Here is a 21297-nt window from a genome sequence, read left to right on the forward strand (position 1 = left end):
GTCTCCCTCAGAATGTGTTCGCGGCATCATCTGACGATGAAGGGCCAAAGGGGAAGGGGGATGTGGCGAATCAGGCCGCGCGGCTGCGCAGGATCAGGCAGCCCGCGACCACCAGCCCGGCCAGCGTGCCGATCAGCCCCGCCGCGTTGAGCGAGAAGGCGAGGCCCAGCGCCGCTGGCAGCGGGCCGGCCAGCAGCACGCCCGCCGCGCCCAGCGCAGCACCGACCGCGGCCCCCCCGAGCACCTGAACCTTGTAGCGGTCCGTCATCAGCCGCAGCGCCACGGCGGGGCAAACCAGCATGGCCACCACCAGGATGGACCCCACCGATTCGAAGGCGGCGACGGCGGCGGCCGCGATCAGCAGGTTCAGCCCCATCTCCCACCGCCCCACGCGCAGCCCGAGCGAGGCCGCGAAGGCGGGGTCGAAGGCGATGAGCTGCAAGGGCCGCCAGAAGACCGCGACCGCCAGCCCCGCTGCCAGGGCCACGCCCGCCAGCAGCCCCAATTGGCGCGGCAGCCCGCCCAGGGCCACGGGGTCGAGCAGCGAGGCCCAGCCCTGCGCCTCCAGCCAGACCAGCGTCTCCAGCTGGCCGAAGAGCACGCAATCCACGTCGAGATCGGCGTTGCGCGCGCCCGTGACTTCCAGCAGCACCAGGCCCAGGGCGAAAAATCCGGTGAAGACGAGGCCCGTCGCCGCCCCGCCCTCCAGCCGCGCGGTGCGCCGCACCCAGCCGATGGCGAGTGTCGCCAGCAGCGCGGCCGCCAGGGCCCCCAGCAGCATGGGCCCGGCACTGCGCAGCCCGGTCAGCGCGAATCCCACCACGATGCCGGGCAGCACGGCGTGGGAAAGCGCGTCGCCCAGCAGGCTCTCGCGCCGCAGCACCAGGAAGCTGCCGAGCAGCCCGCAGGTGCCGCCGGCCAGGATGGCGGCGAGCAGGGGCGGCAGGTCGAGGCGGAGGAACTCGGTCATCGGCGCTGCAACGCCACGGCGGCGCCGAAGCCCACCAGGCCCGCCAGCACCACCGCCGCCCCGGTGGGGATGTGGTCGAAACGCGTCGAGATCAGCGCGCCGCTGGCCCCCGCGGCGGCCCCCAGCGCGCCCGCCAGCGCCACCATGGCCGGCAGCCCGCGCGTGACGAGGCGCGCGGCGGCGGCGGGCACGATGAGCAGCGCGACCACCAGCAGCAGCCCCACCGCCGGCAGCCCCGCCACGCAGACCGCCAGCAGCAGCCCGAGCAAACCCAGGTCCAGCACGCGCACCGGCAGGCCCTGGCTGCGGGCGAAGGCCTCGTCGAAGCAGAGCGCGCGCAGCGGCTGGAACAGCGCCGCGATCACGGCGATGCAGCCCAGCGCGAGCCCCCCGGCCAGCAGCGCATCGCCCTCCGTCATCGTCGCCGCCTGGCCCAGGATGAAATGGGAGAGGCCCGCCTGCGCCGCCGCCGGCATGGCCTGGGCGATGGAAAGCCCCACCGTGCCGAGCGCGTAAAAGGCCGAGAGCACCACGCCGATCGCGGCATCCTGCCGGATGCGCCGGCTCGCCGTCAGCGCGCGCAGCGCCAGCAGCCCGAGCCAGGCCGAGAGGGCAGCGCCGAGCAGCAGCGGCGCCAGGCTGCGTGCCGGCCCGCCCAGGGCCGCCATGAGCAGCGAGGCCGCGACCACGCCCGGCAGCGCCGCATGGCCGATCGCGTCCGCCAGCAAGGCCCGCCCGCGCAGCAGCGCGAAGCTCCCCACCACGCCGGAGGCCGCGCCCAGCGCGGCGCAGCCCAGCAGCACGATGAGCGTGTTGTGGCCGATCATGCCGCCGGCCGCCCCGGCAGCCCGCCAAAGGCGCGGGCGATGGTGGCATCGGTGAAGGCCTGGCTCACTGGCCCCGCGGCCACCACTTCGCCCGCCAGGATCAGCACCTGGTCGAAATGCGCGGTGATGAGCGAGAGGTCGTGATGCACCATCAGCACCGACTTTCCCTCCCGCGCCAGCCCGTGCAGCACGGCGAGGATGGTCTGCTCCGTCACCGCATCCACCGCGGCCATGGGTTCGTCCATCAGGAAGAGGTCGGCGCCCTGGGCCAGCGCGCGCGCCAGGAAGACGCGCTGCTGCTGCCCGCCCGAGAGCCGGCCGATCTGCCGTTCCGCGACATCGGCGAGACCCACGGCGGCCAGTGCCGCGCGCGCCGCCTCGCGCTCGGCGCGCGGCACGCTGCCCCACCAGCGCATGCGCGGCAGCCGCGCCATGGCGACGATGTCGAGCGCGCTGGCCGGGAAATCCCAGTCCACGCTGGCCCGCTGCGGCAGGTAGGCGACGCGCGAGCGCGCCTGCTCCAGCGGCAGGCCGAAGAAGCGCGCCTCCCCTGAATCGGCCGGGATTAGGCCCAACGCGGCCTTGAGCAGGGTGGATTTCCCCGCGCCATTGGGGCCGAGGATGGCGGTCAGCCCTGGCGCCGCCTGCCAGCTGACGTCGCGGAGCGCGGGCCGTCCGGCATAGCTGACATTCAGCCCGGTGACGGAGAAGGGTGCGGTCACAGGCGTCCGTTCAGCCCGCGCTCGGGCGCCGAACCGCCCAGCGCGCGGGAGATGGTGGTAATGTTGTGGTCCATCATGCCCTCATAGGTGCCCCGGTAGGTGCCGGGCCGACCCATGGAGTCGGAAAACAGCGTGCCGCCCAGCCGCACCTGGTGGCCCCGCGCCGCGACACCCTGGATCAGGGCCCGCACCGCACGGTCGGGCACGGAGCTTTCGGTGAAGATCGCGGGGATCCGCCGGTCGACGATGAGGCGCACCATGGCCTCGATCTTCGCCAGGCTGGCCTCGGCCTCGGTGGAGAGGCCCTGGATGGATTCCACCCCGAACTGGTAGCGCAGCCCGAAATAGGCGAAGGCGTCATGCGCCGTGACCAGCACGCGCTGCCCGGCCGGGATGGGCGCCAGCACGTCGCGCGCATAGGCGTCGAGCCGCTGCAACTGGGCGCGGGTGCTGGCCACGCCCGCCTCGAGGTTCGGCAGGCGCGGCAGGCGGCCCAGCGTGGCGGCGATGGCCGGCAACGCCTCGGCCCAGAGCATGGGGTCCATCCAGACATGCGGGTCCGCCGCGTCGGGATAGTCGTCATGCTGGCGCAGGCGGGAGCGCGGGATGGCCTCGGCGACGGCGAGGGATGGCTTTCCCTGCGCGGCCGCGCGGTCCAGCACCTCATGCATCCGGCCCTCCAGGCGATGGCCGTTGTAGAACAGGGCATCGGCGCGAAGGATGCGGGCGATGTCGTTGCGCGTGGGGCGGAAGAGATGCGGGTCCACCCCCTCGCCGATCAGCGTCTCGGTGGTGAGCGCGTTGCCGCCGACGCCGCGCACGAGGTCGCCGACCATGCCGGTGGTGGCGAGTGCCACGGGGCGCGCCGCCTGCGCCTTTGCGGTGCCGATCAGGGCCGGCAGCGCCAGAAGCGCCCGGCGGGGGATGGCTGAATAGCTGTTCACCTGTTCATTCATCCAGTTAAATCAGGGACTTGTCTGCCAACCTTGTCCCGGCATGCGGCCACGTCAAGGCTTCACGGTCGCGGAACAACCCTTGTGTTGCGCCGCCGCCCGGCCGAAGCTGCCATGATGGCAACCGGTGTGCGGATCAACGAGGACGAGGTGTTCGAGCTGGCGGAGATGTTCCGCCTGATGAGCGACCCCACGCGCCTCAAGATCATCCTGGCCTGCCTGGACCAGCCGGTTTCCGTGGGGGCCACGGCGGAGATGCTGGCGATCTCGCCCAGCCTGGTCTCCCACCACCTGCGCCTGCTGCGCGCCGCGCGCCTGCTGATGGCGGACCGGCGGGGGCGGCAGGTCTTCTATGTGGTGGGGGACCCGCATATCCGCTCGATGCTGACCGACATGGTGGACCATGTGGCCGAGGGCGGCGAGAGCGAGATCATCGAGGGCGGCTGACCGCTCCGAACGCCAAAAAACCCCGTTGTTGCAGTGCCGCTAGGCTTGTCGCGCCGCCGCCCGCCGCCTATGGTCCGCGCGCGGCGCCGGGCCGGCCCCTCGACGAGGGCATGCCATGCTGCGCCCGCAGGTGGCCGATGGGGCCACCGGGCGACGGCCCCGGGCCGTCGCTTCAGGTTTTGAGGCAAGGTGCGGCGCGTGATCGGGCGTATCGGACGAATTCTCGGAATGGCATTCCTGGGCCTGGTGGCGGCGGGTGGCATGGCCCTCGCGCAAGACCAGGCGCCGATGGTGGGCGCGCCCATCCCCTGGGGCATGGGGCTGCAGGAATTGGGCGGTCCCATCAAGGACGCCATCTCCAGCTTCAATGAGCTGGTCTTCTGGATCATCGTGGTCATCACGATCTTCGTGGCGATCCTGCTGGCCTGGGTGATGTGGCGCTACAACGAGAAGGCGAATCCCGTCCCCTCGCAGAGCAGCCACAACACCCCGCTCGAGATCGCCTGGACGGTGATCCCGGTGCTGATCCTGCTGGTGATCGCGGTGCCGTCCTTCCGCCTGATCTACTATCAGGACCGCGCCCGCGACGCCGACCTCACGATCAACGTGACCGGCCACCAGTGGTACTGGAACTACCGCTTCCCCGACCATGGCAACTTCGCCTTCGACAGCCGCCCCATCCCGGATGAAGAGATCAAGGCCGGCCAGATGCGCAGCCTCGAGGTGGATGAGCCGCTGGTGGTCCCCGTGGGCCGCACCATCCGCGTGATGACCCAGGGCGTGGACGTGATCCACAGCTTCTTCGTGCCGAGCCTCGGCGTGCAGCGCTACACCATCCCCGGCCGTACGCTGGAGACCTGGATGCGCGCCGACCGCGTGGGCACCTTCTACGGCCAGTGCAACCAGATCTGCGGGGTGAACCACTGGTTCATGCCGATCGTGGTGAAGGCCGTGCCGCAGGCCGAGTTCGACGCCTGGGTGGCGAGCGCCCGCACGCGCTTCGCCCGCCAGGACGAGCAGGCCCCCGCCCTTGCGGAAGCCGCGGGCGACACCATTCGAATCGCTGCGGCGCGTCAGTGACGCCGGCCGCGCAGGGTTAAGGAAAGGCACCGGGACATGGCACACGCGGATGCGCATGGGCATGACGACCACAAGCCAGGCTTCGTGAGCCGCTGGCTGTTCAGCACGAACCACAAGGATATCGGCACCCTCTACATCATCTTCTCGCTGTTCGCGGCGATCATCGGCATCGGCCTCTCCGTGCTGATGCGCATGGAGCTGCAGCAGCCTGGCCTGCAGATCTTCGCCGATGGCCAGATGTGGAACGCCTATGTTTCGGCCCATGGCCTGATCATGGTGTTCTTCGTGATCATGCCGGCGCTGATCGGCGGCTTCGGCAACTGGTTCGTGCCGATCATGATCGGCGCGCCGGACATGGCCTTCCCGCGGCTGAACAACATCTCCTTCTGGCTGCTGGTGCCGGCCTTCCTGCTGCTGGGCGGCTCGCTCTTCGTGGGTGGCGGCGCCGGCGCGGGCTGGACGATCTATCCGCCGCTCTCGGACGACACCTATCAGTCCGGCCCCGCCATGGACATGGCGCTCTTCGCGCTCCACCTGGCCGGCGCCTCCTCGATCCTGGGTGCGGCCAACTTCATCACCACCATCTTCAACATGCGCGCCCCGGGCATGACGCTGCACAAGATGCCGCTCTTCGTCTGGTCCATGCTCGTCACCGCCTTCCTGCTGCTGCTCGCGGTGCCGGTGCTGGGTGGCGCGATCACCATGCTGATCACGGACCGCAACTTCGGCACGGCCTTCTTCGACCCGGCCGGCGGTGGTGACCCGGTGCTGTTCCAGCACCTGTTCTGGTTCTTCGGCCACCCCGAAGTGTACATCATGATCCTGCCGGCCTTCGGCATCATCAGCCACGTGATCTCGACCTTCTCCAAGAAGCCGGTCTTCGGCTACCTGGGCATGGCCTACGCGATGGTCGCCATCGGCGTGGTGGGCTTCGTGGTCTGGGCGCACCACATGTACACCTCGGGCATGGACGTCGACACGCGCGCCTACTTCATGGCCGCGACCATGGTCATCGCTGTCCCGACGGGCGTGAAGATCTTCTCCTGGATCGCCACCATGTGGGGCGGCTCGATGAAGTTCGACACGCCGATGCTCTTCGCCATCGGCTTCATCTTCCTGTTCACGATGGGCGGCGTGACGGGCGTCGTGCTGGCTAATGCCGGCATCACGCAGATCCTGCACAACACCTACTACGTGGTGGCGCATTTCCACTACGTGCTGAGCCTGGGCGCGGTGTTCGGCATCTATGCCGGCATCTACTACTGGATCGGCAAGATGTCGGGCCGCCAGTACCCCGAGAAGCTGGGCAAGATCCACTTCTGGCTCACCTTCGTCGGCGTGAACCTGACCTTCTTCCCGATGCACTTCCTCGGCAACCAGGGCATGCCGCGCCGCTATCCGGACTACCCCGATGCCTTCTGGGGCTGGAACCTGGTGGCCTCGCTGGGCGCCTACATCTCGGTCGCGGGCTTCATCTTCTTCTTCTACGTGATGTACGTCACCTTCAAGCGCGGTGCGACCGTGCCGGCCAACTACTGGGGCGAGGGCGCGACCACGCTGGAGTGGCAGATCAGCAGCCCGCCGCCCTTCCACAGCTTCGACGAGCTGCCGAAGATCCGTTGAGGGGGCGTTGCCCCCTCAAGCTTCCCCAGCAAGGGACCGGTTCCCTGCACCCATATTCATCGGAGGTGCAGGAACCTGAGGTTCCTGCCGGGGTGTTTGAGGGGCGGAGCCCCTCAACCGAGGAACCCAAATGAGCGACGCAACCACGACAGATATCGCCGGTGCCTCAGAGGTGCGCGACTGGATCACGCTGCTCAAGCCGCGCGTGCTCACCCTCGTGGTCTACACCGGCATCATCGGCCTGCTGGTCGCGCCGGGGCCGATGCATCCCGTGCTCGCGGTCACCGCCATCCTCTGCATCACGGTCGCCGCCGGCGCGGCGGGTGCGATGAACATGTGGTACGACCGCGACATCGACAGCGTCATGCGCCGCACCATCAAGCGCCCCATCCCGACGGGCCGCATCAGCGCCGATGGCGCGCTGACCTATGGCGTGCTGCTGGCGGTGGGTTCGGTCGTGCTCATGGCGCTGGCCACCAACTGGCTGGCGGCGGGCGTGCTGGCCTTCTCGATCTTCTTCTACGTGGTGATCTACACCATGTGGCTGAAGCGCCGCACGCCGCAGAACATCGTGATCGGCGGCGCGGCCGGCGCCTTCCCGCCGCTCATCGGCTGGGTCGCGGTGACGGGCAGCATCGAGGCGCTGCCGCTCGTGCTCTTCGCCATCATCTTCATGTGGACGCCGCCGCATTTCTGGGCGCTCTCGCTCTGGGCGCACCAGGATTACGAGCGCGCGGGCGTGCCCATGCTGCCCGTGACCCATGGCGCGCGGGAGACGCGCCGGCAGGTGGTGATCTACACCCTGCTGCTGGTGCCGCTGACCCTCGCCCCCTGGCTGATGGGCTTCAACACCTGGGTCTATGGCGCGGCCGCGGCGCTGCTCGGGGCCAATTTCCTGCGCCACGCCTGGCTCACCTGGCGCGACGCGCAGGATGAGACGGGCGTCTCGCTGACCAAGGACATGCCGGCCAAGCGCTGCTTCAAATACAGCATCTCCTACCTGTTCCTGCTCTTCGGCGCGCTGGCGCTGGACCGGCTGCTGCTCGCATGACGCCCGAGGAGAAGGCGATCTTCGAGCGCCGGCGCCGGGCGCGGAACTGGGCCATCCTCGCCGCGCTGGCGGGGCTTTCGGTGCTGTTCTACTTCATCTCGATCGCGCGGCTGCTCAGGGACTGATCCCCGAAGAAGCGCTCGCGCAGCGCCTCGCGCGCGTCGCCCGGCACCGCCTCCACCAGGACCAGTTCCAGCCGCGCGCCCGGGACGAGGCGGCAGAGATGCGTCCAGACGCCACCACCATGGTGCAGCACCAGGTAGAACTCCGCCCAGGCGGTGCGGCCCGTGCGGTCGGTCCAGACGCGCCCGCCCAGGTGGATGGCGAAGTCGCCGGGGGCGAGGCAAGGGGTGAGGTCGTGCGGGGCGGTCAACATGCGCGGTCTCCTGTGCGAGGCGGACGGCGCTTGTCGTGGAAGGCCCGCTTGGTTGCCGGGACGGCCACATCCCCTCCTCGCGGAGGGCGCCACCTTGCCCGGGAAGGCAGGTTGGCGTTGGGCGCCGGCCCAACTCTTGATGCATCTTCCGGATAGCGGGCGCGGAACGACGCGGCAAGAGGCTTGCGCGCCCCGCGGGAAGGGGCCAATTCACCGCCATGACCCCGCAAGAGGCCCTCGCCCGGAAAAATCGCCGCCTTGGCTTCGCCGCCTTCGGTTTCGTCGGCTTCATGGTGGGCGTGAGTTTCGCCGCCGTGCCGCTCTATGACCTCTTCTGCCGCGTCACCGGCTTCGGCGGCACGCCGATGATCGGCCAGGCGGCGCCGGCCACGCCGGGCACGGCATCGGTGACGGTGCGCTTCAACGCGCAGACCCACCCCAACCTGCCCTGGCGCTTCGAGGCGCAGCAATCCGTCATGCAGATGCGCGTGGGCGAGGAGGCGCTGGCCTTCTATGTCGCGCGCAACACCGGCACGGCGCCGGTCACCGGCATCTCGACCTACAATGTGACGCCCGACATCGCGGCCAAGTATTTCCACAAGACCGCCTGCTTCTGCTTCGAGGAGCAGACGCTGGAGCCCGGCCAGTCGGTGGACATGCCGCTCGCCTTCTGGGTGGACCCGCGAATCGCCGAAGACCCGGCCACGCGCGGCATCCGCACCATCAGCATCAACTACACCTTCTTCCGCAGCCTGAACGATGCGGAGCGCAGCGGCGCCCTGGCCAATGCCGGGCCGCATGTGGGGGCGCGGCGGTAGGCATTTCCGGGCGCGATTCCGTCGCTTTCCCGCCCGCCCACCCTTGATCCGCGGGCCGTTTTCCGGGATGTTGCGCCGCAATGCCCGGGGCCCTTCGCATTCCGGGGGAAAAGACGCAGGACGAGCGATGGCCAGCAACGCCGAGGGCGCGAGCCCCTACAAGCACCCCTACCACCTGGTGGAGCCCTCCTACTGGCCGATCCTCTCGGCCTTTTCCGCCGGCATCATGCTCTTCGGCATCATCGTGCTGGCGCATGGCGGCGGGCAATGGGTGCTGGGTGTCGGCGCCGTGGCCGTGCTGGCCTGCATGTTCGGCTGGTGGCGCGACGTCCTGAAGGAGAGCCGCACGCCCGGCCTGCACTCCTCCGTCGTCCGCCTCGGCCTGCGCTACGGCATGATCCTGTTCATCGCCTCCGAGGTGATGTTCTTCGTGGCCTTCTTCTGGGCCTATTTCCACTTCGCCCTCTATCCGGAGCATGTCTCCGGCGCTGCGTCGGCGATCTGGCCGCCGGCCGGGATCAAGACCTTCGATCCCTGGAGCCTGCCCTTCCTGAACACCATGATCCTGCTGCTCTCGGGCTGCACGGTGACCTGGGCGCACCACTCGCTGATGGAGAATGACCGCAAGGGCCTGATCGTCGGCCTGGCGCTCACCGTGTTCCTGGGCGTCGCCTTCACCGGCCTGCAGGCCTGGGAATACAGCATCGCGCCCTTCCCCTTCACCGGCGGCGTCTACCCCTCCGTCTTCTTCCTGGCGACGGGCTTCCACGGCTTCCACGTGATCGTGGGCACCATTTTCCTGGCGGTCTGCCTGTTCCGGGCCATGGCCGGGCATTTCACTCCGGAGAAGCATTTCGGTTTCGAGGCGGCCGCCTGGTACTGGCATTTCGTGGACGTGGTGTGGCTCTTCCTCTTCGTGTCCATCTACATTTTCGGTGCGGGCGAAATCGCCCACCACTGAACCGGGCGGGCCGGGCCGCGTCCGGCCCCGCCCCTCCCGCCGCGCTGGCGTGGGCCTGCAACCTCAGGTATCGGAAGTGAAATGTCCGGCCTGCCGCATTTCCGGCGGGCCCTCCTTTCGGAGTTGAGATGTCCCGCCCTGTCGCGCTGATCATCGGCATCACCGGTCAGGATGGTTCCTTCCTCGCCGAGCTCCTTCTGGCCAGGGGCTATGCGGTGCACGGGCTGCGCCGCCGCACCTCCGTCCCCAATCTCGGAAATCTCGCGGCCCTGGTCTCCGGCGGGGCCGATCTTCACCTTCACCACGGGGACCTGACGGAGGGGGCCAGCCTGCTGCGCGTCCTGCAGCGGGTGCGGCCGGATGAGGTCTACAACCTCGCGGGCATGAGCCTTCCCGCCGGGCGCGCGCCGCAGAGCGCCGCCGCCCTGCACGCCCTTGGCACGCAGCGCCTGCTGGATGCACTCCGGCTGCATGATCCCGGCCGCCGCATCCGCCTCTTCCAGGGTTCGAGCTTCGAGATCTTCGGACCCGGCGGCAGCGCCCCGGTGGACGAGGCGGCGGGCTTCGCCCCGGATTCCCCGGCCGGCGTCGCGCGCCTCCAGGCCTTCTGGATGATCGCGGCGGCGCGCGAGCGGCACGGGATGCATGCCTCCACCGGCATCGCCTTCCCGCATGCCAGCGCCCGCGCCGCGCCGGATGCGCTGCTGCGCCACATCGCGCGCGGCGTGGTGTCCTGCGCCGCCCCGACCCATTCTTTCGGCGCCGCCCCGACCCATGCTTTCGGCGCCGCCCCGCCGGTCACCCTCGGCGCGCTCGGCCGTGCCCAGCACTGGGGCCACGCGCGGGACCATGCCGAGGCCGCCTGGCGCATACTCCAGCAGCCTGAGCCGGGTGATCTCGTGCTGGCCGGCGGGCCCGTGCACCCGCTGCGGCATGTGGTGGAGCGCGCCTTTGCTCTGGCCGGGATGCCGCTCCTCTGGCAGGGCGAGGGCTGGGCGGAGACCGGCCTCTGTTCCGCCAGCGGGCGTGTGCTGGTGCGGCTGGACCCGGCCGCGCCGGCCTGTCGTGGCCCGCTGGGCGATGACGCCCTGGCGCGTCGCCGACTGGGCTGGGAGCCCGGGACCGACCTCGATGCCCTGCTGGCCGAGATCCTGGCGGATGAGCGGGCGGCCCTGGCGCGGCGAACGGCCTGACGGCGCGGCCATGAGGGGCGGCTGAATGGCCTTGCGCGGACGCATTGACGGGGTCTTCGACGGCAAGCTCCGCGGCTGGCTTTGGGACCCCGATGATCCGCTGCGGCGCTTCTCCGGGCGCATCCTCCTCGACGGCCAGCCGCTGGCCGAAGTGCGGGGCGATCTGCCCCGGCCCGATCTCGAGGCCATCGGCTTCGGCGAGGGCGGTGGCGGCTTCGAGCATCCCCTGCCCATCGCGGTGCAGGACGGCGCCGTGCATGAGCTGCGCCTCCTCGCGGAGCAGCTCTGGATTCCGATCGAGGTGGACCGCCTCTCCCTCCCTCTGCCGCCCCGGCTGCACATGCTGCGCGGCCGCGTGCATGGCATCGCGGGCGGGCATTGCACCGGCTGGGCCTGGGATGCGGCGCGCCCGCTCGATCGCGTGACGGTGGAGCTGGTGGAGGAGGGGCGCGTCCTCGCCCGCCAACCCGCCGCGCTGCGCCGCGCCGAGCTGGCGCGCGCTAGCATCGGCGATGGCGTGCATGGCTTCGCCTTCGACCTGACGCGCCTGCAGCCGCCCCCCGCCGAGGGCGCGCGGCTGGAGCTGCGCGCGGTGGGCGCCCACGGCGAATGGGCGCTGGGTGGCGTGACCGTCCAGGCCGGCCAGATCCGCCCGACCACGCCGCCGCCCCCGGCCGCCCCGGCGGCGGGTATGAGGCGCCGCGATTATCTCGCAGCCATCCGCAAGGCGGAGGCCGAGCAGGACCACGCGGCCGCGGTGCGGCTGCTGGAAGCCGCCCTGCTGGACCACCCGGATGACCCGGACCTGCTCTCGATCCGCGCCCGCATCCATCTCGCCCGGCAGGAGCTGGAGCCCGCCGAGCGCCTGGCGCGGGCCGTGCTGCGCGACCATCCTGGGCATGACCGCGCGGCGCTGATCCTGGCGCGGGCCGTCACGGCGCTGGGCCGGCATGAGGAGGCGATCGAGGCCTGGCTGGCCATCCCGCCGGGCCACGCCTCCTTCCGCGAGCGCGTGACGCGGCGCACGCGGAGCCTGATCGCGCTGCGCCGCCGGGCCGAGGCGCTGCAGGAGGCGGCGGAGGCGGTCCGCCACCTTCCCGGCGATATGGAACTGCTCCGCCATCTCGCCCTCACGGCGGAGGCGGCGGGCGCGTCGCGCGCCGCGCTGGCTCATTGGCGCCGGCTGCTCGGCTTCCTGCCCGCGGATGCCGCGGCCCGCGAGCAACTGCGCGCGCTGGAGCAGGCGGTCATCCCGGCGGCGGAACAGGCCCTGGCCTCGCCCCTCGTCAATCCGGAGCTGCGCGACTGGCTGGGCCCGCTGGAGGCCTGGGCCGGCCCGGTCTCCGCCTGGCCGGCGCCCGGCTTTCGCCTGCGCGCCCTGGGCGGGCGGGCCATGGCCACGCCGGCCGAGCCCCGGCAGCTCCGCCCCGGCGACCTGCCGGGCTATGGGGTCTTGCTGCGCGGCGCCGGGGGCGGGGCGGAAATCGGCTTCGGCCTCGCCACGCGGGGCGCCTTGCGCATGGCCCTGGAATGGCGCGCCTGGGCGCCGGGGCCCGAGCTGGTGCTGGCGCTGCGCCGCACCGATGCCGGCGGCGCCTTGGCCGGGGAGCGCGAGCTGGCCCGCCTTGCGCCCGCTTCGCGCCCGCGTCTGCACCGTTTCGACCTCCTCCCCGACGACGCCGAACGGGAGGCCGCCGCGCTGGAGCTGGTCCTGCGGCTGGAGGGCGAGGGCGCCATCCTGCTGCGCCCGCCCCGGCCCCTCGCGCGCCTGCGCCAGGAAGCGCCCGCGCCGCATGGCTTCGAATGTCCCGAGCTCGCGGCGGCGCTGCCCGCCGCCCGGCGCGATGCCGGCCATGGTACCGATGCCCTGATGGCGTTGGACGCACCCTTCACCTCCCTCGTCATCACGGCGCCGCCCGAGGCTCTGGCGGAGACCATCGCGCGCGTCCTCGGCGGCAGCGCCGTGCCGTTCGAATGCCTCGTGACCCCCCAGCCCGACTGGCCCGCCACCCTGCGGGAAGCGCTGCGCGCCCTGGCGGTGCGGGACCCCCGGCTCCGGCTCCTTCCGCCAGGCGCCGCGGCACCGACCGGCTGGGTTGCGGTGGTCCAGGCGCCGCCGGAGGGCGGTGCGGCGTGGTTGAGCGAATTGCACCGCGCGGCGGCGCGGGATGGAATCGCGGAAGCGCCGGGCGTGCTGCTCTCCCGCGGGGGCTGAACCCGGCCTCAGTTGAGGCCGCGCAGCCGCTCCTCGACGATGTTGCGCCAGGGTGCATCGGCCGGTGCATCGGCCAGGAGCTGTGTCCAGATGGCGCGCGCCGTCGGGTTCCGCCCCGCCCGCGCCTCGGCCAGGCCGGCCAGGAAGCGCAGCCGCGGGTCCTGCGGCTGCATGGCGAGCGCGCGGGTGATCCAGCGCAGCGCATTTTCCGGCCGGTTCAGCTCGATCTCGATCTCGGCCACGTCGCCGGCCAGGCCCACATCGAAGCCGCCGCTCAGCGCCTTTTCCCAGGCGGCCGCGGCTTCGGCGAGGCGGCCGCGGTTGCGCTCGGCATTGCCGAGAAGGATGAAGCCCTGGCGGCCCACCTGCGTATTGGGGTCGGCGGTGGCGAGGCGCGAACGGAGCTGCGTCAGCATCGCCTCGTCCTGCGCGTCCGCCTCCTGGCGGAGGGCGAGGGTGGCCGAGGGCATGTCGGGGAAACCGCGCTCGACATAGAGGGTCACGCCCGCCACCGGCACCAGCACCAGGGCCACCAGCAGCAGGATGGAGGGGCGGCTGGGCGCCTTCAGCGCCTCGGGTGGGGGGGCGGCGAGCAGCCGGCGCTGCACCTCCACCGTCGCCGCCTTGTAGGCGGCTTCATCCAGGCGGCCTTCGGCGCGCTGGGCTTCCAGCTCGGCCAGCTGCGCGTGGAACAGCGCCACATCGGCCTCGCCCCGGCCGCGCGGGCGGGGCGGCCGCAGCACCGTATAGGCGAGCGGCGAGAGAATGAGCGCGGCCACCAGGCCCAAAGCCAACCACATCACGCCTTTGGATCACCTTGCAAAGCGGCGAGTCGCTGGCGCTCGGCCTCGGTCAATTCGGTAGGGCCGATGCCGGCCGGGGCCGCCATCCGGCGCGCCCGCCAGATGGCGATGAGCCCGCCCAGCAGGGCCAGGGCCGGCGTGGCCCAGAGCAGCAGCGTGCTCCATTTGAAGGGCGGGCGCAGCAGCACGAAATCGCCGTAGCGCTCATGCACGAAGCGCATCACCTGCTCGTCGCTCGCCCCCTGCTCGACCTGCTCGCGCACGATGCGGCGCAGGTCCCGCGCCAGCGAGGCGTCGCTGTCCTCGATGGACTGGTTCTGGCAGACGAGGCAGCGCAGCTCCTTGCCGATCTCTCGCGCGCGCTGCTCCTGCATGGGGTCGCTGAGGCGGTAGGTGGTGTCGCCGATCTGGGCCTGGGCCGTCACTGCCAACAACAGGAAAAGCATGAGAGGGCTCTGCCCTCTCAAAATCCCCCACCAGGAGGCTGGCCTCCTGGACCTCTGGAACAGGGACAACATCTTCACCCTCGCAGACGGGCCAGCAGGGGAAGCACGTCTTGCGCCATCAGCTCCGGTGTCAGCGGGCCGGCGAAGCGCCACCGGATGATGCCGCCACGGTCCAGGATGTAGGTCTCCGGCACGCCATAGACGCCCCAGTCGATAGAGACGCGGCCGGGCTCATCCACGCCCAGGCGGGTATAGGGATTGCCGTGGCGCGTGAGAAAAGCCTGCGCCTCACGCGGGCGGTCCTTGTAGTTCACGCCCCAGACCGGCACGCCCTGGCGATGCAGCGCCATGAGATGCGGATGCTCGATGATGCAGGGCGCGCACCAGCTGGCCCAGAAATTCACGATCACGGGGCCGGGCAGGCCGCGGAAATCGGCCGACGCCAAGGCTGGCAGGCCGGCGCTCTCCAGCGCCGGCAGGGTGAAGTCCGGCGGCGGCTTGCCCAGCAGCGCGGAAGGCACGCCGCGCGGGTTGAAGCTGCCATCCTGCAGGCCGCGCAGCATGGCCCAGAAGCCCACGCCGGCCGCGGCCGCGATCCCCAGCGGCGCGAAGAGCAGCAGCTTGCGGCGCGAGGATTTCGGCGCCGGCGTCACCACCTCGCTCATGCCGGCGCCTCTGCCTCATCCTTGCGGCGCCGCGCGGGGGCGGCGATGCGGATGCGGCGATCACTCAGCGAAAAGGCCGCGCCGAGGGCCATGATGCCCGCGCCGATCCAGATCCAGGGCGCCAGGGGGTTCTTGTGCAGGCGCAGCACGGCCTCGCCATCCCGCTCCTCGCCCAGCACGGCGTAGAGGTCGCCCGCCGGCGAGGTGCGGATCGAGGCCTCGGTCGTGTTGGTGCGGCCGATGGGGAAATAGCGCTTGGAGGGCTCCATCACATGCACCACGCGGCCGTCGCGCAACACGGTGATGGTGGCCTTGCGCGCGGTGAAGTTGGGGCCGACGAAGTCGCGCACGCCCTCCAGCCGCCATTCATAGCCGGCGAATGTGGTCGAGCCGCCGGGCGGCACCGCCACCAGCTTCTCGGTGGCGAGGCCCATGCCGGAGATGCCGAGGATGGTCACACCCACCCCCGCATGCGCGATGGCGGCGCCCCAGGCCGCGCGCGGCAGGTGGCGCGCGCGGTTCCAGGCATTGCCAAGGCTGGTGCGCCCCACCCCGGCGCGGTCCGCGATGTCGGCCACCGCGCCCGCCAGCAGCCAGAAGGCACAGGCGAAGCCGAGCGCGCTCAGCACATGCCAGCCGGCGAGCGTGAGCGTCAGGATGAAGGCCAGCAGCGCCACGCAGGCCGCCCACCACAGCCGTTGCAGCACGGGCCAGAGGGCGGCGCGCTTCCAGGCCAGCATCGGCCCCACCGCCATCGCCATGACCAGCGGCAGCGCCAGCGGCGCCGTCGCCGCGTTGAAGAAGGGCGGGCCGACCGAGATCATCTGCCCCGTGATCAGGTCGAGGAAGAGCGGATAGAGCGTGCCGACGAAGACCACCGCCGTGATCGAGCAGAGCAGCAGGTTGTTCAGCACGATCCCGCCCTCGCGCGAGATCGGCGCGAAGAAGCCGGCCGGCGCCATGGCCGGCGCGCGCCAGGCGAAGAGCGCAAAGGCGCCCGCGACATAGATGCCGAGCAGGCAGAGGATGAAGATGCCGCGCGCGGGGTCGGAGGCGAAGGAATGCACCGAGTTCAGCACGCCCGAGCGCACCAGGAAGGTGCCGAGCAGCGAGAGCGCGAAGGCCAGCAGCGCCAGCAGCACCGTCCAGACCTTCAGCGCCTCGCGCTTCTCGACCACGATGGCCGAATGCAGCAGCGCGGTGCCGGCGAGCCAGGGCAGCAGCGAGGCGTTCTCCACCGGGTCCCAGAACCAGTAGCCGCCCCAGCCCAGCTCGTAATAGGCCCACCAGGAGCCGATGGAGATGCCCATGGTCAGGAAGGACCAGGCGGCGAGGCTCCAGGGCCGCACCCAGCGCCCCCAGGCTGCGTCCACTCGGCCCTCGATCAGCGCGGCGACCGCGAAGGCGAAGGTCACCGCGTAGCCGACATAGCCGAGGTAGAGCAGCGGCGGATGGATGGCGAGGCCGATATCCTGCAGCAGCGGGTTCAGCCCCTGGCCATCGGGCGGCGGCGGCCAGATGCGCTCGAAGGGATTCGAGGTGAAGAGGATGAAGGCGAGGAAGCCCAGCGAGATCATCCCCATCACCGCCTGCACCCGGGCCTGCAGGGCCGAGGGCAGCGCGCCGCCGAAGCCGGCCACGGCCGCCGAGCAGCCTGCCAGGACCAGCACCCAGAGGATCATCGAGCCCTCATGGTTGCCCCAGGTGCCGGTGATCTTGAACAGCATGGGCTTGGCCGAATGGCTGTTGGCGACGACGTTCACCACCGTCGTGTCATTCGTCGCATAGGCCCAGATCAGCGCCGCGAAGCTGATGCCGATGGCGATGAAGCCGGCCACGGCGAGCGGCGCGCCCGAGGCCATCAGCCGCACATCGCCGCGCTGCGCCCCCCAGAGCGGGAGGATGGACTGCGCGATGGCGAGCATCGCCGCCAGGATCAGCGCGAAATGGCCGAGTTCGGGGATCATGAACCACTCCTCGGGGAAGGGTTTGCGCCCGGCCGCTGCGGATCAAGCGTGTTCCAGTTCGCGGCCGGCGGGGCCGCGCCCTGCGCCGGGTTCCAATGGCCCGAGCGCTTCAGCGCATCGGCCACCTCGGGCGGCATGTAGGTCTCGTCATGGCGGGCCAGCACCTCGCGCGCGCGGAAGGTGCCGTCCTCGCCCATCACGCCCTGCGTCACCACGCCCTGCCCCTCGCGGAACAGGTCGGGCAGGACGCCGGTGAAGACGACGGGGATGGCGTGAGCGCCATCCGTCACGCGGAAATGGATGGCGGGCCGGCCCTGGTATTCGCCCTGACGCTGCACGCTGCCTTCCTCGACCAGGCCACCCAGGCGGAAGGCGCGGCCAGGGGGCGGCGTCTCGCGCACGATGTCGGAGGGGGAGCGGAAGAAGACGAGATTGTCCTGGAAGGCCGTCAGCGTCAGCGCGGTGGCGCTGCCGAGGCCGATGGCGCAAAGCAGGAGGATGTAGAGCCGGCGCTTCTTGCGCGTCATTTCGGGCGTTCCAGCTGGGCGAGTTGCCGCCTGGCCGCGCGGTGGCGGGACAGCGCGGAAATGGCGAGCGCGGCGAAGACGGCGAGCACCGCGGCCCAGCTCGCAAGGACATGCAGCCAGTGGGTGCTCATTGTGCCGCCCTCCGACGCGTCACGCCGGAGGCGTGCCTGCGGCACGACGCGGCGGCTCCGCCGCCTTGGCTTCGCCGCGCCACGGCTGCGCCGGGGCATGCGATCACTTGGGCGGCGCCGGCCGCCATGCGGCCGGATTCTCGGAGGGTGACCAGGGCCATCAGGCTTCCGCCTCCCGCAGGCTGGGGGCCGCATCCGCGCGCCGCGCGGCGGCCATCTGCAGCGCGCGCACGCGGCGCTCCATGACGGCCGCGCGCGTGGCCGCCAGCGTCACCGCCATGAAGGCAAGCGTGAAGCCCAGCGTGCACCACAGCAGCGGGTAGAGGATGTCCACATGCATCCCCGGCGCATCCAGCCGCGTGACTGAAGCCGGCTGGTGCAGCGTGTTCCACCAATCCACGCTGAACTTCACGATGGGCACGTTCACCACGCCCACCAGCGCGAGGATCGCGCCCATGCGGGCCCCGCGCTCCGGGTCGTCGAAGGCGCGCACCAGCGCGGCATGGCCGAGCCAGAGGAAGAACAGCACCAGCACCGAGGTCAGCCGCGCATCCCAGACCCACCAGGTGCCCCACATGGGCTTGCCCCAGAGGCTGCCCGTCAGCAGGCAAAGCGCGGTGACGGCAGCGCCGATGGGCGAAAGCTCCCGCGCCGTGAGATCGGCCAGCGGGTGCCGCCAGATCAGCGACATGATGGAGAGGATGGCGAGGCCCATGTAGCCGCCCATGGCGAGCCACGCCATCGGCACATGGACGAACATGATGCGGACCGTCTCTCCCTGCTGCCAGTCGCGCGGCGCGAGCCAGAGCCCCCAGACGATGCCGATGCCGAGCACGATCAGCGCCGCCCAGGAGAGCCAGGGCAGCCAGTTGTCCGTCAGCCGCAGGAAGCGGCCCGGATTGGCGAAGCGATGCAGCGAGCCTGACGACCGCGGATTTGAACCAGCGTTTTCCACATCCCCACCATAGGCAGATGCGCCCCGGGATTGAAGCGCCCCGCGCGATGCATCCGCTACCCGAAAGTTATCCCAGCGCAATGATTTGCGCCCCATTGGCGCGTCCGAGCCAGATATGCGAAGCCTTGGCCGGAACGCCACATCTCGTCGCGAAGAATCCCATGGCCAGATCCAAGTCCCGCCCGCCCGCTTTCCTGGTGAAGTCCGAGCCCGATGTCTTCGGATGGGACCAGCAGGTGGCCAATGGCGTTGAGCCCTGGACCGGCGTGCGCAACGCCCAGGCCGCCAACTTCCTGCGCGCCATGCAGGTGGGGGACCGCGTCTTCTTCTACCACTCCAACATCGGCAAGGAGGTGGTGGGCATCGTCGAAGTCGTCCGGACCGCCTATCCGGACCCGACGGATGAGACCGGCCGCTGGGTCTGCGTGGATGTGAAGACCGTCTCGAAGCTGCCGCAGCCTGTGCCGCTGGCCGCCATCAAGGCCGAGCCGCGCCTCGAGGGCATCGGCCTGATCCGCCAGTCGCGCCTCTCGGTCATGCCGATCACGCCCGAGCATGCGGCGGTGATCCTGGAGATGGCCGGCGCATGATGCGGGCGCTGCGCGATCATTGGCTGATCGGCGCCCTGGTCGGCGCGCCCTTGCTGCTGGCCATGGCTCCCGTGCAGCAGGCGGTGATGCCGCCCTGGCTGCTCTGGGTGTTCCTCGCCCAGCCGCTCTACATGATGCATCAGCTGGAAGAGCATGTAGGCGACCGCTTCCGCCGCTTCGTGAATGAGCGCCTGGCCGGCGGCGCCGAGGCCCTGACGCCCGCCGCCGTGGCGGTGATCAACATCGGCGGCGTCTGGATGGTGAATGCGGCTTCGCTGCTGCTGGCGGCGACGCATCACCCGGGCTGGGGGCTGCTTGCGGCCTGGCTCATGCTGGTGAACGCGGGCACGCATCTGGCGGCGGCGGTGAGGCTGAAGGCCTACAACCCCGGGCTGGTCAGCGCGCTGCTGCTCTTCCTGCCGGCCGGTCTCACGACGCTCATCCTCGTCTCCTTCCAGCCCGGCGTGGGCTTCGTCGAGCATCTGGGCGCGCTGCTCCTCATCCTGGCCCTGCACGCCATCATCGTCCTGCATGTGACGCGGCGGTTCAAATGAGCGAGACGGCCGATTGGCGGGTCCTCTGCCGCCTGGAGGACATCCCGGATGGCGAGGCGCGTGGCTTTCCCGCGCCGCCTGGGGGCTTCACGGGCGTGTTTGCCATCCGGCGCGGCCAGCGCGTGCTGGTCTACGTCAATTCCTGCCCGCATATCGGCCTGCCGCTGGAGCCGGTGCCCGACCGCTTCCTCGACCGCAAGAAGGAGATGATCGTCTGCGCCGCGCATGGCGCGCGCTTCCGCATCGAGGACGGCGAATGCGTCTCCGGCCCCTGCATGGGCGATGTGCTGGAGACGGTGGAGGTGCGGATCGTGGAGGGCGAGGTGCGCGTGCCGCCGGATGCGGGAATCTAGCCTGGCGGGGGTTTGACCGGACGAATGGGCGCGTTAGTTTGCGCCCCGAGGAAATTCCAGTCCCCTAGAGAGGGAAACCCCTGCATGTCCATGATCACCCGCCGCGCCCTGCTCGGCACCGGCGCCGCCGTGGCGCTCGCCACCCCCGCGCTCGCCTTCCCCGACCGCACCATCCGCATCATCTCGGGCTTTCCGCCCGGCGGGCTGAACGACGTGGTGAGCCGCGCCATGGCGCAGGCGCTGACGCCCATCCTCGGCGTCTCCGTCGTCGTCGAGAACCGCGTGGGCGCGGGCGGCAGCGTGGGCGGCACGGCCGCGGCGCGCTCGGCGCCCGATGGCCACACGCTCTGGATGGGCATCGTGGACACCCAGGCCATCCTCCCCACCGCGATGCGCGCGCTGCAATATGATCCGGACCGCGATTTCGCGCCGATCAGCTTCGTCGCCAACGTGCCCTTCGCCTTCATCAGCGGCCCCTCCCAGCCCAATATCCGCGACTTCGGCGCCCTGATGGCGGCCGGCAAGGCGCGCCCGGGCGTGATCAGCTTCGCCAGCTGGGGCGTGGCCTCCACCTCGCACCTCGCCATGGAGCGCGTGCTGCGCCAGCAGCAGGTGGAGATGCTGCATGTGCCCTTCACCGGCCAGGCGCCGGCGATGCAGGCCATCATCGCGAGCCAGGTGGATTGCATGGCGCTGCCCGCCGGCGGCGCCGAGGGCGCCTGGCGCGCCGGGCAGCTGCGCGTGCTGGCGGTCGCCGCCAAGCAGCGCGTGCCGCTCTACCCCGATGCGCCGACCATCCTCGAGCTCGGCGGCACGCTGGATGCCGGCCTCTGGAAGGCGATCTACGCGCCGGCCCGCACGCCGGCCCCCGTCATCACCCGCCTGAACCAGGCGGTGCGCGAGGCGATGGCCCAGCCGCAATTCATCGAGGTGCTGCGCCTGCAAGGTGCGGTGCCCGAGCCCTCCACGCCCGAGGCCCTGGCCGAATTGCAGCGCCGCGAGCGCCAGGCCTGGGGCGAGGTGGTGCAGGCCACCGGCGCCTATCTGAACTGACGCCCGTCCCGGTCCGG

At 70.9% G+C, this 21297-nt stretch carries 25 protein-coding genes and 1 riboswitch; of the genes, 13 read left to right on the top strand and 12 right to left on the bottom strand.

The genetic code is table 11. The annotated features are described in order from the left end of the window. Positions 1 to 70: 70 nt before the first annotated feature. The 4 genes from ACQ860_RS15410 to ACQ860_RS15425 are packed head-to-tail and all read right to left on the bottom strand — an operon-like array spanning position 71 to position 3463. Positions 71 to 970: a metal ABC transporter permease gene (locus ACQ860_RS15410; RefSeq protein WP_431304222.1), complete on the bottom strand. Its 900-nt coding sequence runs from the start codon at positions 968 to 970 to the stop codon at positions 71 to 73. Then, positions 967 to 1797, bottom strand: coding sequence for a metal ABC transporter permease (locus ACQ860_RS15415; protein ID WP_431304223.1), 831 nt, complete (start codon positions 1795 to 1797; stop codon positions 967 to 969). The genes ACQ860_RS15410 and ACQ860_RS15415 overlap by 4 nt, the downstream gene beginning before the upstream one ends. Continuing rightward, complete coding sequence (locus ACQ860_RS15420; RefSeq protein ID WP_431304224.1) at positions 1794 to 2519, bottom strand: metal ABC transporter ATP-binding protein; 726 nt, start codon at positions 2517 to 2519, stop codon at positions 1794 to 1796. The genes ACQ860_RS15415 and ACQ860_RS15420 overlap by 4 nt, the downstream gene beginning before the upstream one ends. Further along, a complete protein-coding gene (locus ACQ860_RS15425; protein ID WP_431304225.1) occupies positions 2516 to 3463 on the bottom strand; it encodes a metal ABC transporter solute-binding protein, Zn/Mn family in 948 nt (315 codons plus the stop codon). Before ACQ860_RS15425 ends, ACQ860_RS15420 begins: the two co-directional genes overlap by 4 nt. 126 nt (positions 3464 to 3589) lie before the next feature. On the opposite strand from ACQ860_RS15425, the gene ACQ860_RS15430 reads away from it, so the two are divergent. From ACQ860_RS15430 to ACQ860_RS15450, 5 genes are all read left to right on the top strand, one after another. Next, positions 3590 to 3919 carry an ArsR/SmtB family transcription factor gene (locus ACQ860_RS15430; RefSeq protein WP_213612337.1) on the top strand — a complete coding sequence of 110 codons (330 nt, stop codon included), beginning with the start codon at positions 3590 to 3592 and terminating at the stop codon, positions 3917 to 3919. 228 nt (positions 3920 to 4147) lie between these two features. Next, positions 4148 to 4999, top strand: a complete 852-nt coding sequence (gene coxB, locus ACQ860_RS15435) for a cytochrome c oxidase subunit II (RefSeq protein ID WP_431304226.1) — start codon at positions 4148 to 4150, stop codon at positions 4997 to 4999. A gap of 36 nt (positions 5000 to 5035) precedes the next feature. Then, on the top strand, positions 5036 to 6622 hold the full coding sequence (ctaD, locus tag ACQ860_RS15440) for a cytochrome c oxidase subunit I (RefSeq protein ID WP_431304227.1): 1587 nt from the start codon (positions 5036 to 5038) through the stop codon (positions 6620 to 6622). Positions 6623 to 6752: 130 nt separating this feature from the next. Continuing rightward, on the top strand, positions 6753 to 7673 hold the full coding sequence (locus ACQ860_RS15445) for a heme o synthase (RefSeq protein ID WP_431304228.1): 921 nt from the start codon (positions 6753 to 6755) through the stop codon (positions 7671 to 7673). Beyond that, positions 7670 to 7798 (top strand): hypothetical protein, encoded by a 129-nt coding sequence (locus ACQ860_RS15450; RefSeq protein WP_256437659.1) that lies wholly within the window; start codon positions 7670 to 7672, stop codon positions 7796 to 7798. Before ACQ860_RS15445 ends, ACQ860_RS15450 begins: the two co-directional genes overlap by 4 nt. Here the strand turns inward: ACQ860_RS15450 and ACQ860_RS15455 are convergent. Further along, positions 7762 to 8049, bottom strand: coding sequence for a hypothetical protein (locus ACQ860_RS15455; protein WP_431304229.1), 288 nt, complete (start codon positions 8047 to 8049; stop codon positions 7762 to 7764). The two genes, ACQ860_RS15450 and ACQ860_RS15455, sit on opposite strands and share 37 nt — an antisense overlap. A gap of 38 nt (positions 8050 to 8087) precedes the next feature. Then, positions 8088 to 8197: riboswitch (SAM-I-IV-variant riboswitch) on the bottom strand. Positions 8198 to 8267: 70 nt separating this feature from the next. Between ACQ860_RS15455 and ACQ860_RS15460 the strand changes: the two genes are divergently transcribed. The 4 genes from ACQ860_RS15460 to ACQ860_RS15475 all read left to right on the top strand — a co-directional run bounded on the left by ACQ860_RS15460 (position 8268) and on the right by ACQ860_RS15475 (position 13236). Further along, positions 8268 to 8867, top strand: coding sequence for a cytochrome c oxidase assembly protein (locus ACQ860_RS15460; RefSeq protein ID WP_431304230.1), 600 nt, complete (start codon positions 8268 to 8270; stop codon positions 8865 to 8867). A gap of 127 nt (positions 8868 to 8994) precedes the next feature. Further along, positions 8995 to 9828 (top strand): cytochrome c oxidase subunit 3, encoded by an 834-nt coding sequence (locus ACQ860_RS15465; RefSeq protein ID WP_431304231.1) that lies wholly within the window; start codon positions 8995 to 8997, stop codon positions 9826 to 9828. Between the two features lie 128 nt (positions 9829 to 9956). Then, positions 9957 to 11021 (top strand): GDP-mannose 4,6-dehydratase, encoded by a 1065-nt coding sequence (locus tag ACQ860_RS15470; RefSeq protein WP_431304232.1) that lies wholly within the window; start codon positions 9957 to 9959, stop codon positions 11019 to 11021. A 25-nt stretch (positions 11022 to 11046) separates the two neighbouring features. Then, complete coding sequence (locus ACQ860_RS15475) at positions 11047 to 13236, top strand: hypothetical protein (RefSeq protein ID WP_431304233.1); 2190 nt, start codon at positions 11047 to 11049, stop codon at positions 13234 to 13236. 8 nt (positions 13237 to 13244) lie between these two features. On the opposite strand, the gene ccmI is transcribed toward ACQ860_RS15475, so the two are convergent. From ccmI to ACQ860_RS15510, 7 genes are all read right to left on the bottom strand, one after another. Then, positions 13245 to 14036, bottom strand: coding sequence for a c-type cytochrome biogenesis protein CcmI (gene ccmI, locus ACQ860_RS15480; protein ID WP_431304234.1), 792 nt, complete (start codon positions 14034 to 14036; stop codon positions 13245 to 13247). Next, positions 14036 to 14485, bottom strand: coding sequence for a cytochrome c-type biogenesis protein (locus ACQ860_RS15485; protein ID WP_431304235.1), 450 nt, complete (start codon positions 14483 to 14485; stop codon positions 14036 to 14038). The genes ccmI and ACQ860_RS15485 overlap by 1 nt, the downstream gene beginning before the upstream one ends. Before the next feature lie 74 nt (positions 14486 to 14559). Continuing rightward, positions 14560 to 15150, bottom strand: coding sequence for a DsbE family thiol:disulfide interchange protein (locus tag ACQ860_RS15490; protein WP_431304236.1), 591 nt, complete (start codon positions 15148 to 15150; stop codon positions 14560 to 14562). After that, the gene (locus tag ACQ860_RS15495; protein WP_431304237.1) at positions 15147 to 17117 is read right to left on the bottom strand and encodes a heme lyase CcmF/NrfE family subunit; all 1971 of its coding nucleotides are present in this window, start codon (positions 17115 to 17117) and stop codon (positions 15147 to 15149) included. The genes ACQ860_RS15490 and ACQ860_RS15495 overlap by 4 nt, the downstream gene beginning before the upstream one ends. Then, on the bottom strand, positions 17114 to 17644 hold the full coding sequence (gene ccmE, locus ACQ860_RS15500; protein WP_431304238.1) for a cytochrome c maturation protein CcmE: 531 nt from the start codon (positions 17642 to 17644) through the stop codon (positions 17114 to 17116). Before ccmE ends, ACQ860_RS15495 begins: the two co-directional genes overlap by 4 nt. Beyond that, positions 17641 to 17775: a heme exporter protein CcmD gene (gene ccmD / locus ACQ860_RS15505; RefSeq protein ID WP_431304239.1), complete on the bottom strand. Its 135-nt coding sequence runs from the start codon at positions 17773 to 17775 to the stop codon at positions 17641 to 17643. The genes ccmE and ccmD overlap by 4 nt, the downstream gene beginning before the upstream one ends. 160 nt (positions 17776 to 17935) lie before the next feature. Beyond that, positions 17936 to 18730: a heme ABC transporter permease gene (locus ACQ860_RS15510; protein ID WP_431304240.1), complete on the bottom strand. Its 795-nt coding sequence runs from the start codon at positions 18728 to 18730 to the stop codon at positions 17936 to 17938. 161 nt (positions 18731 to 18891) lie between these two features. On the opposite strand from ACQ860_RS15510, the gene ACQ860_RS15515 reads away from it, so the two are divergent. From ACQ860_RS15515 to ACQ860_RS15530, 4 genes are all read left to right on the top strand, one after another. Beyond that, positions 18892 to 19320, top strand: a complete 429-nt coding sequence (locus ACQ860_RS15515; protein WP_431304241.1) for an EVE domain-containing protein — start codon at positions 18892 to 18894, stop codon at positions 19318 to 19320. After that, positions 19317 to 19874, top strand: a complete 558-nt coding sequence (locus ACQ860_RS15520; protein WP_431304242.1) for an HXXEE domain-containing protein — start codon at positions 19317 to 19319, stop codon at positions 19872 to 19874. Before ACQ860_RS15515 ends, ACQ860_RS15520 begins: the two co-directional genes overlap by 4 nt. After that, positions 19871 to 20227: a Rieske (2Fe-2S) protein gene (locus tag ACQ860_RS15525; RefSeq protein ID WP_431304243.1), complete on the top strand. Its 357-nt coding sequence runs from the start codon at positions 19871 to 19873 to the stop codon at positions 20225 to 20227. The genes ACQ860_RS15520 and ACQ860_RS15525 overlap by 4 nt, the downstream gene beginning before the upstream one ends. An 84-nt stretch (positions 20228 to 20311) precedes the next feature. Beyond that, on the top strand, positions 20312 to 21280 hold the full coding sequence (locus tag ACQ860_RS15530) for a Bug family tripartite tricarboxylate transporter substrate binding protein (RefSeq protein ID WP_431304244.1): 969 nt from the start codon (positions 20312 to 20314) through the stop codon (positions 21278 to 21280). The last annotated feature ends 17 nt before the right edge of the window (positions 21281 to 21297 follow it).

The organism is Sediminicoccus sp. BL-A-41-H5, assembly GCF_050632405.1.
GTDB lineage: Bacteria > Pseudomonadota > Alphaproteobacteria > Acetobacterales > Acetobacteraceae > Roseococcus.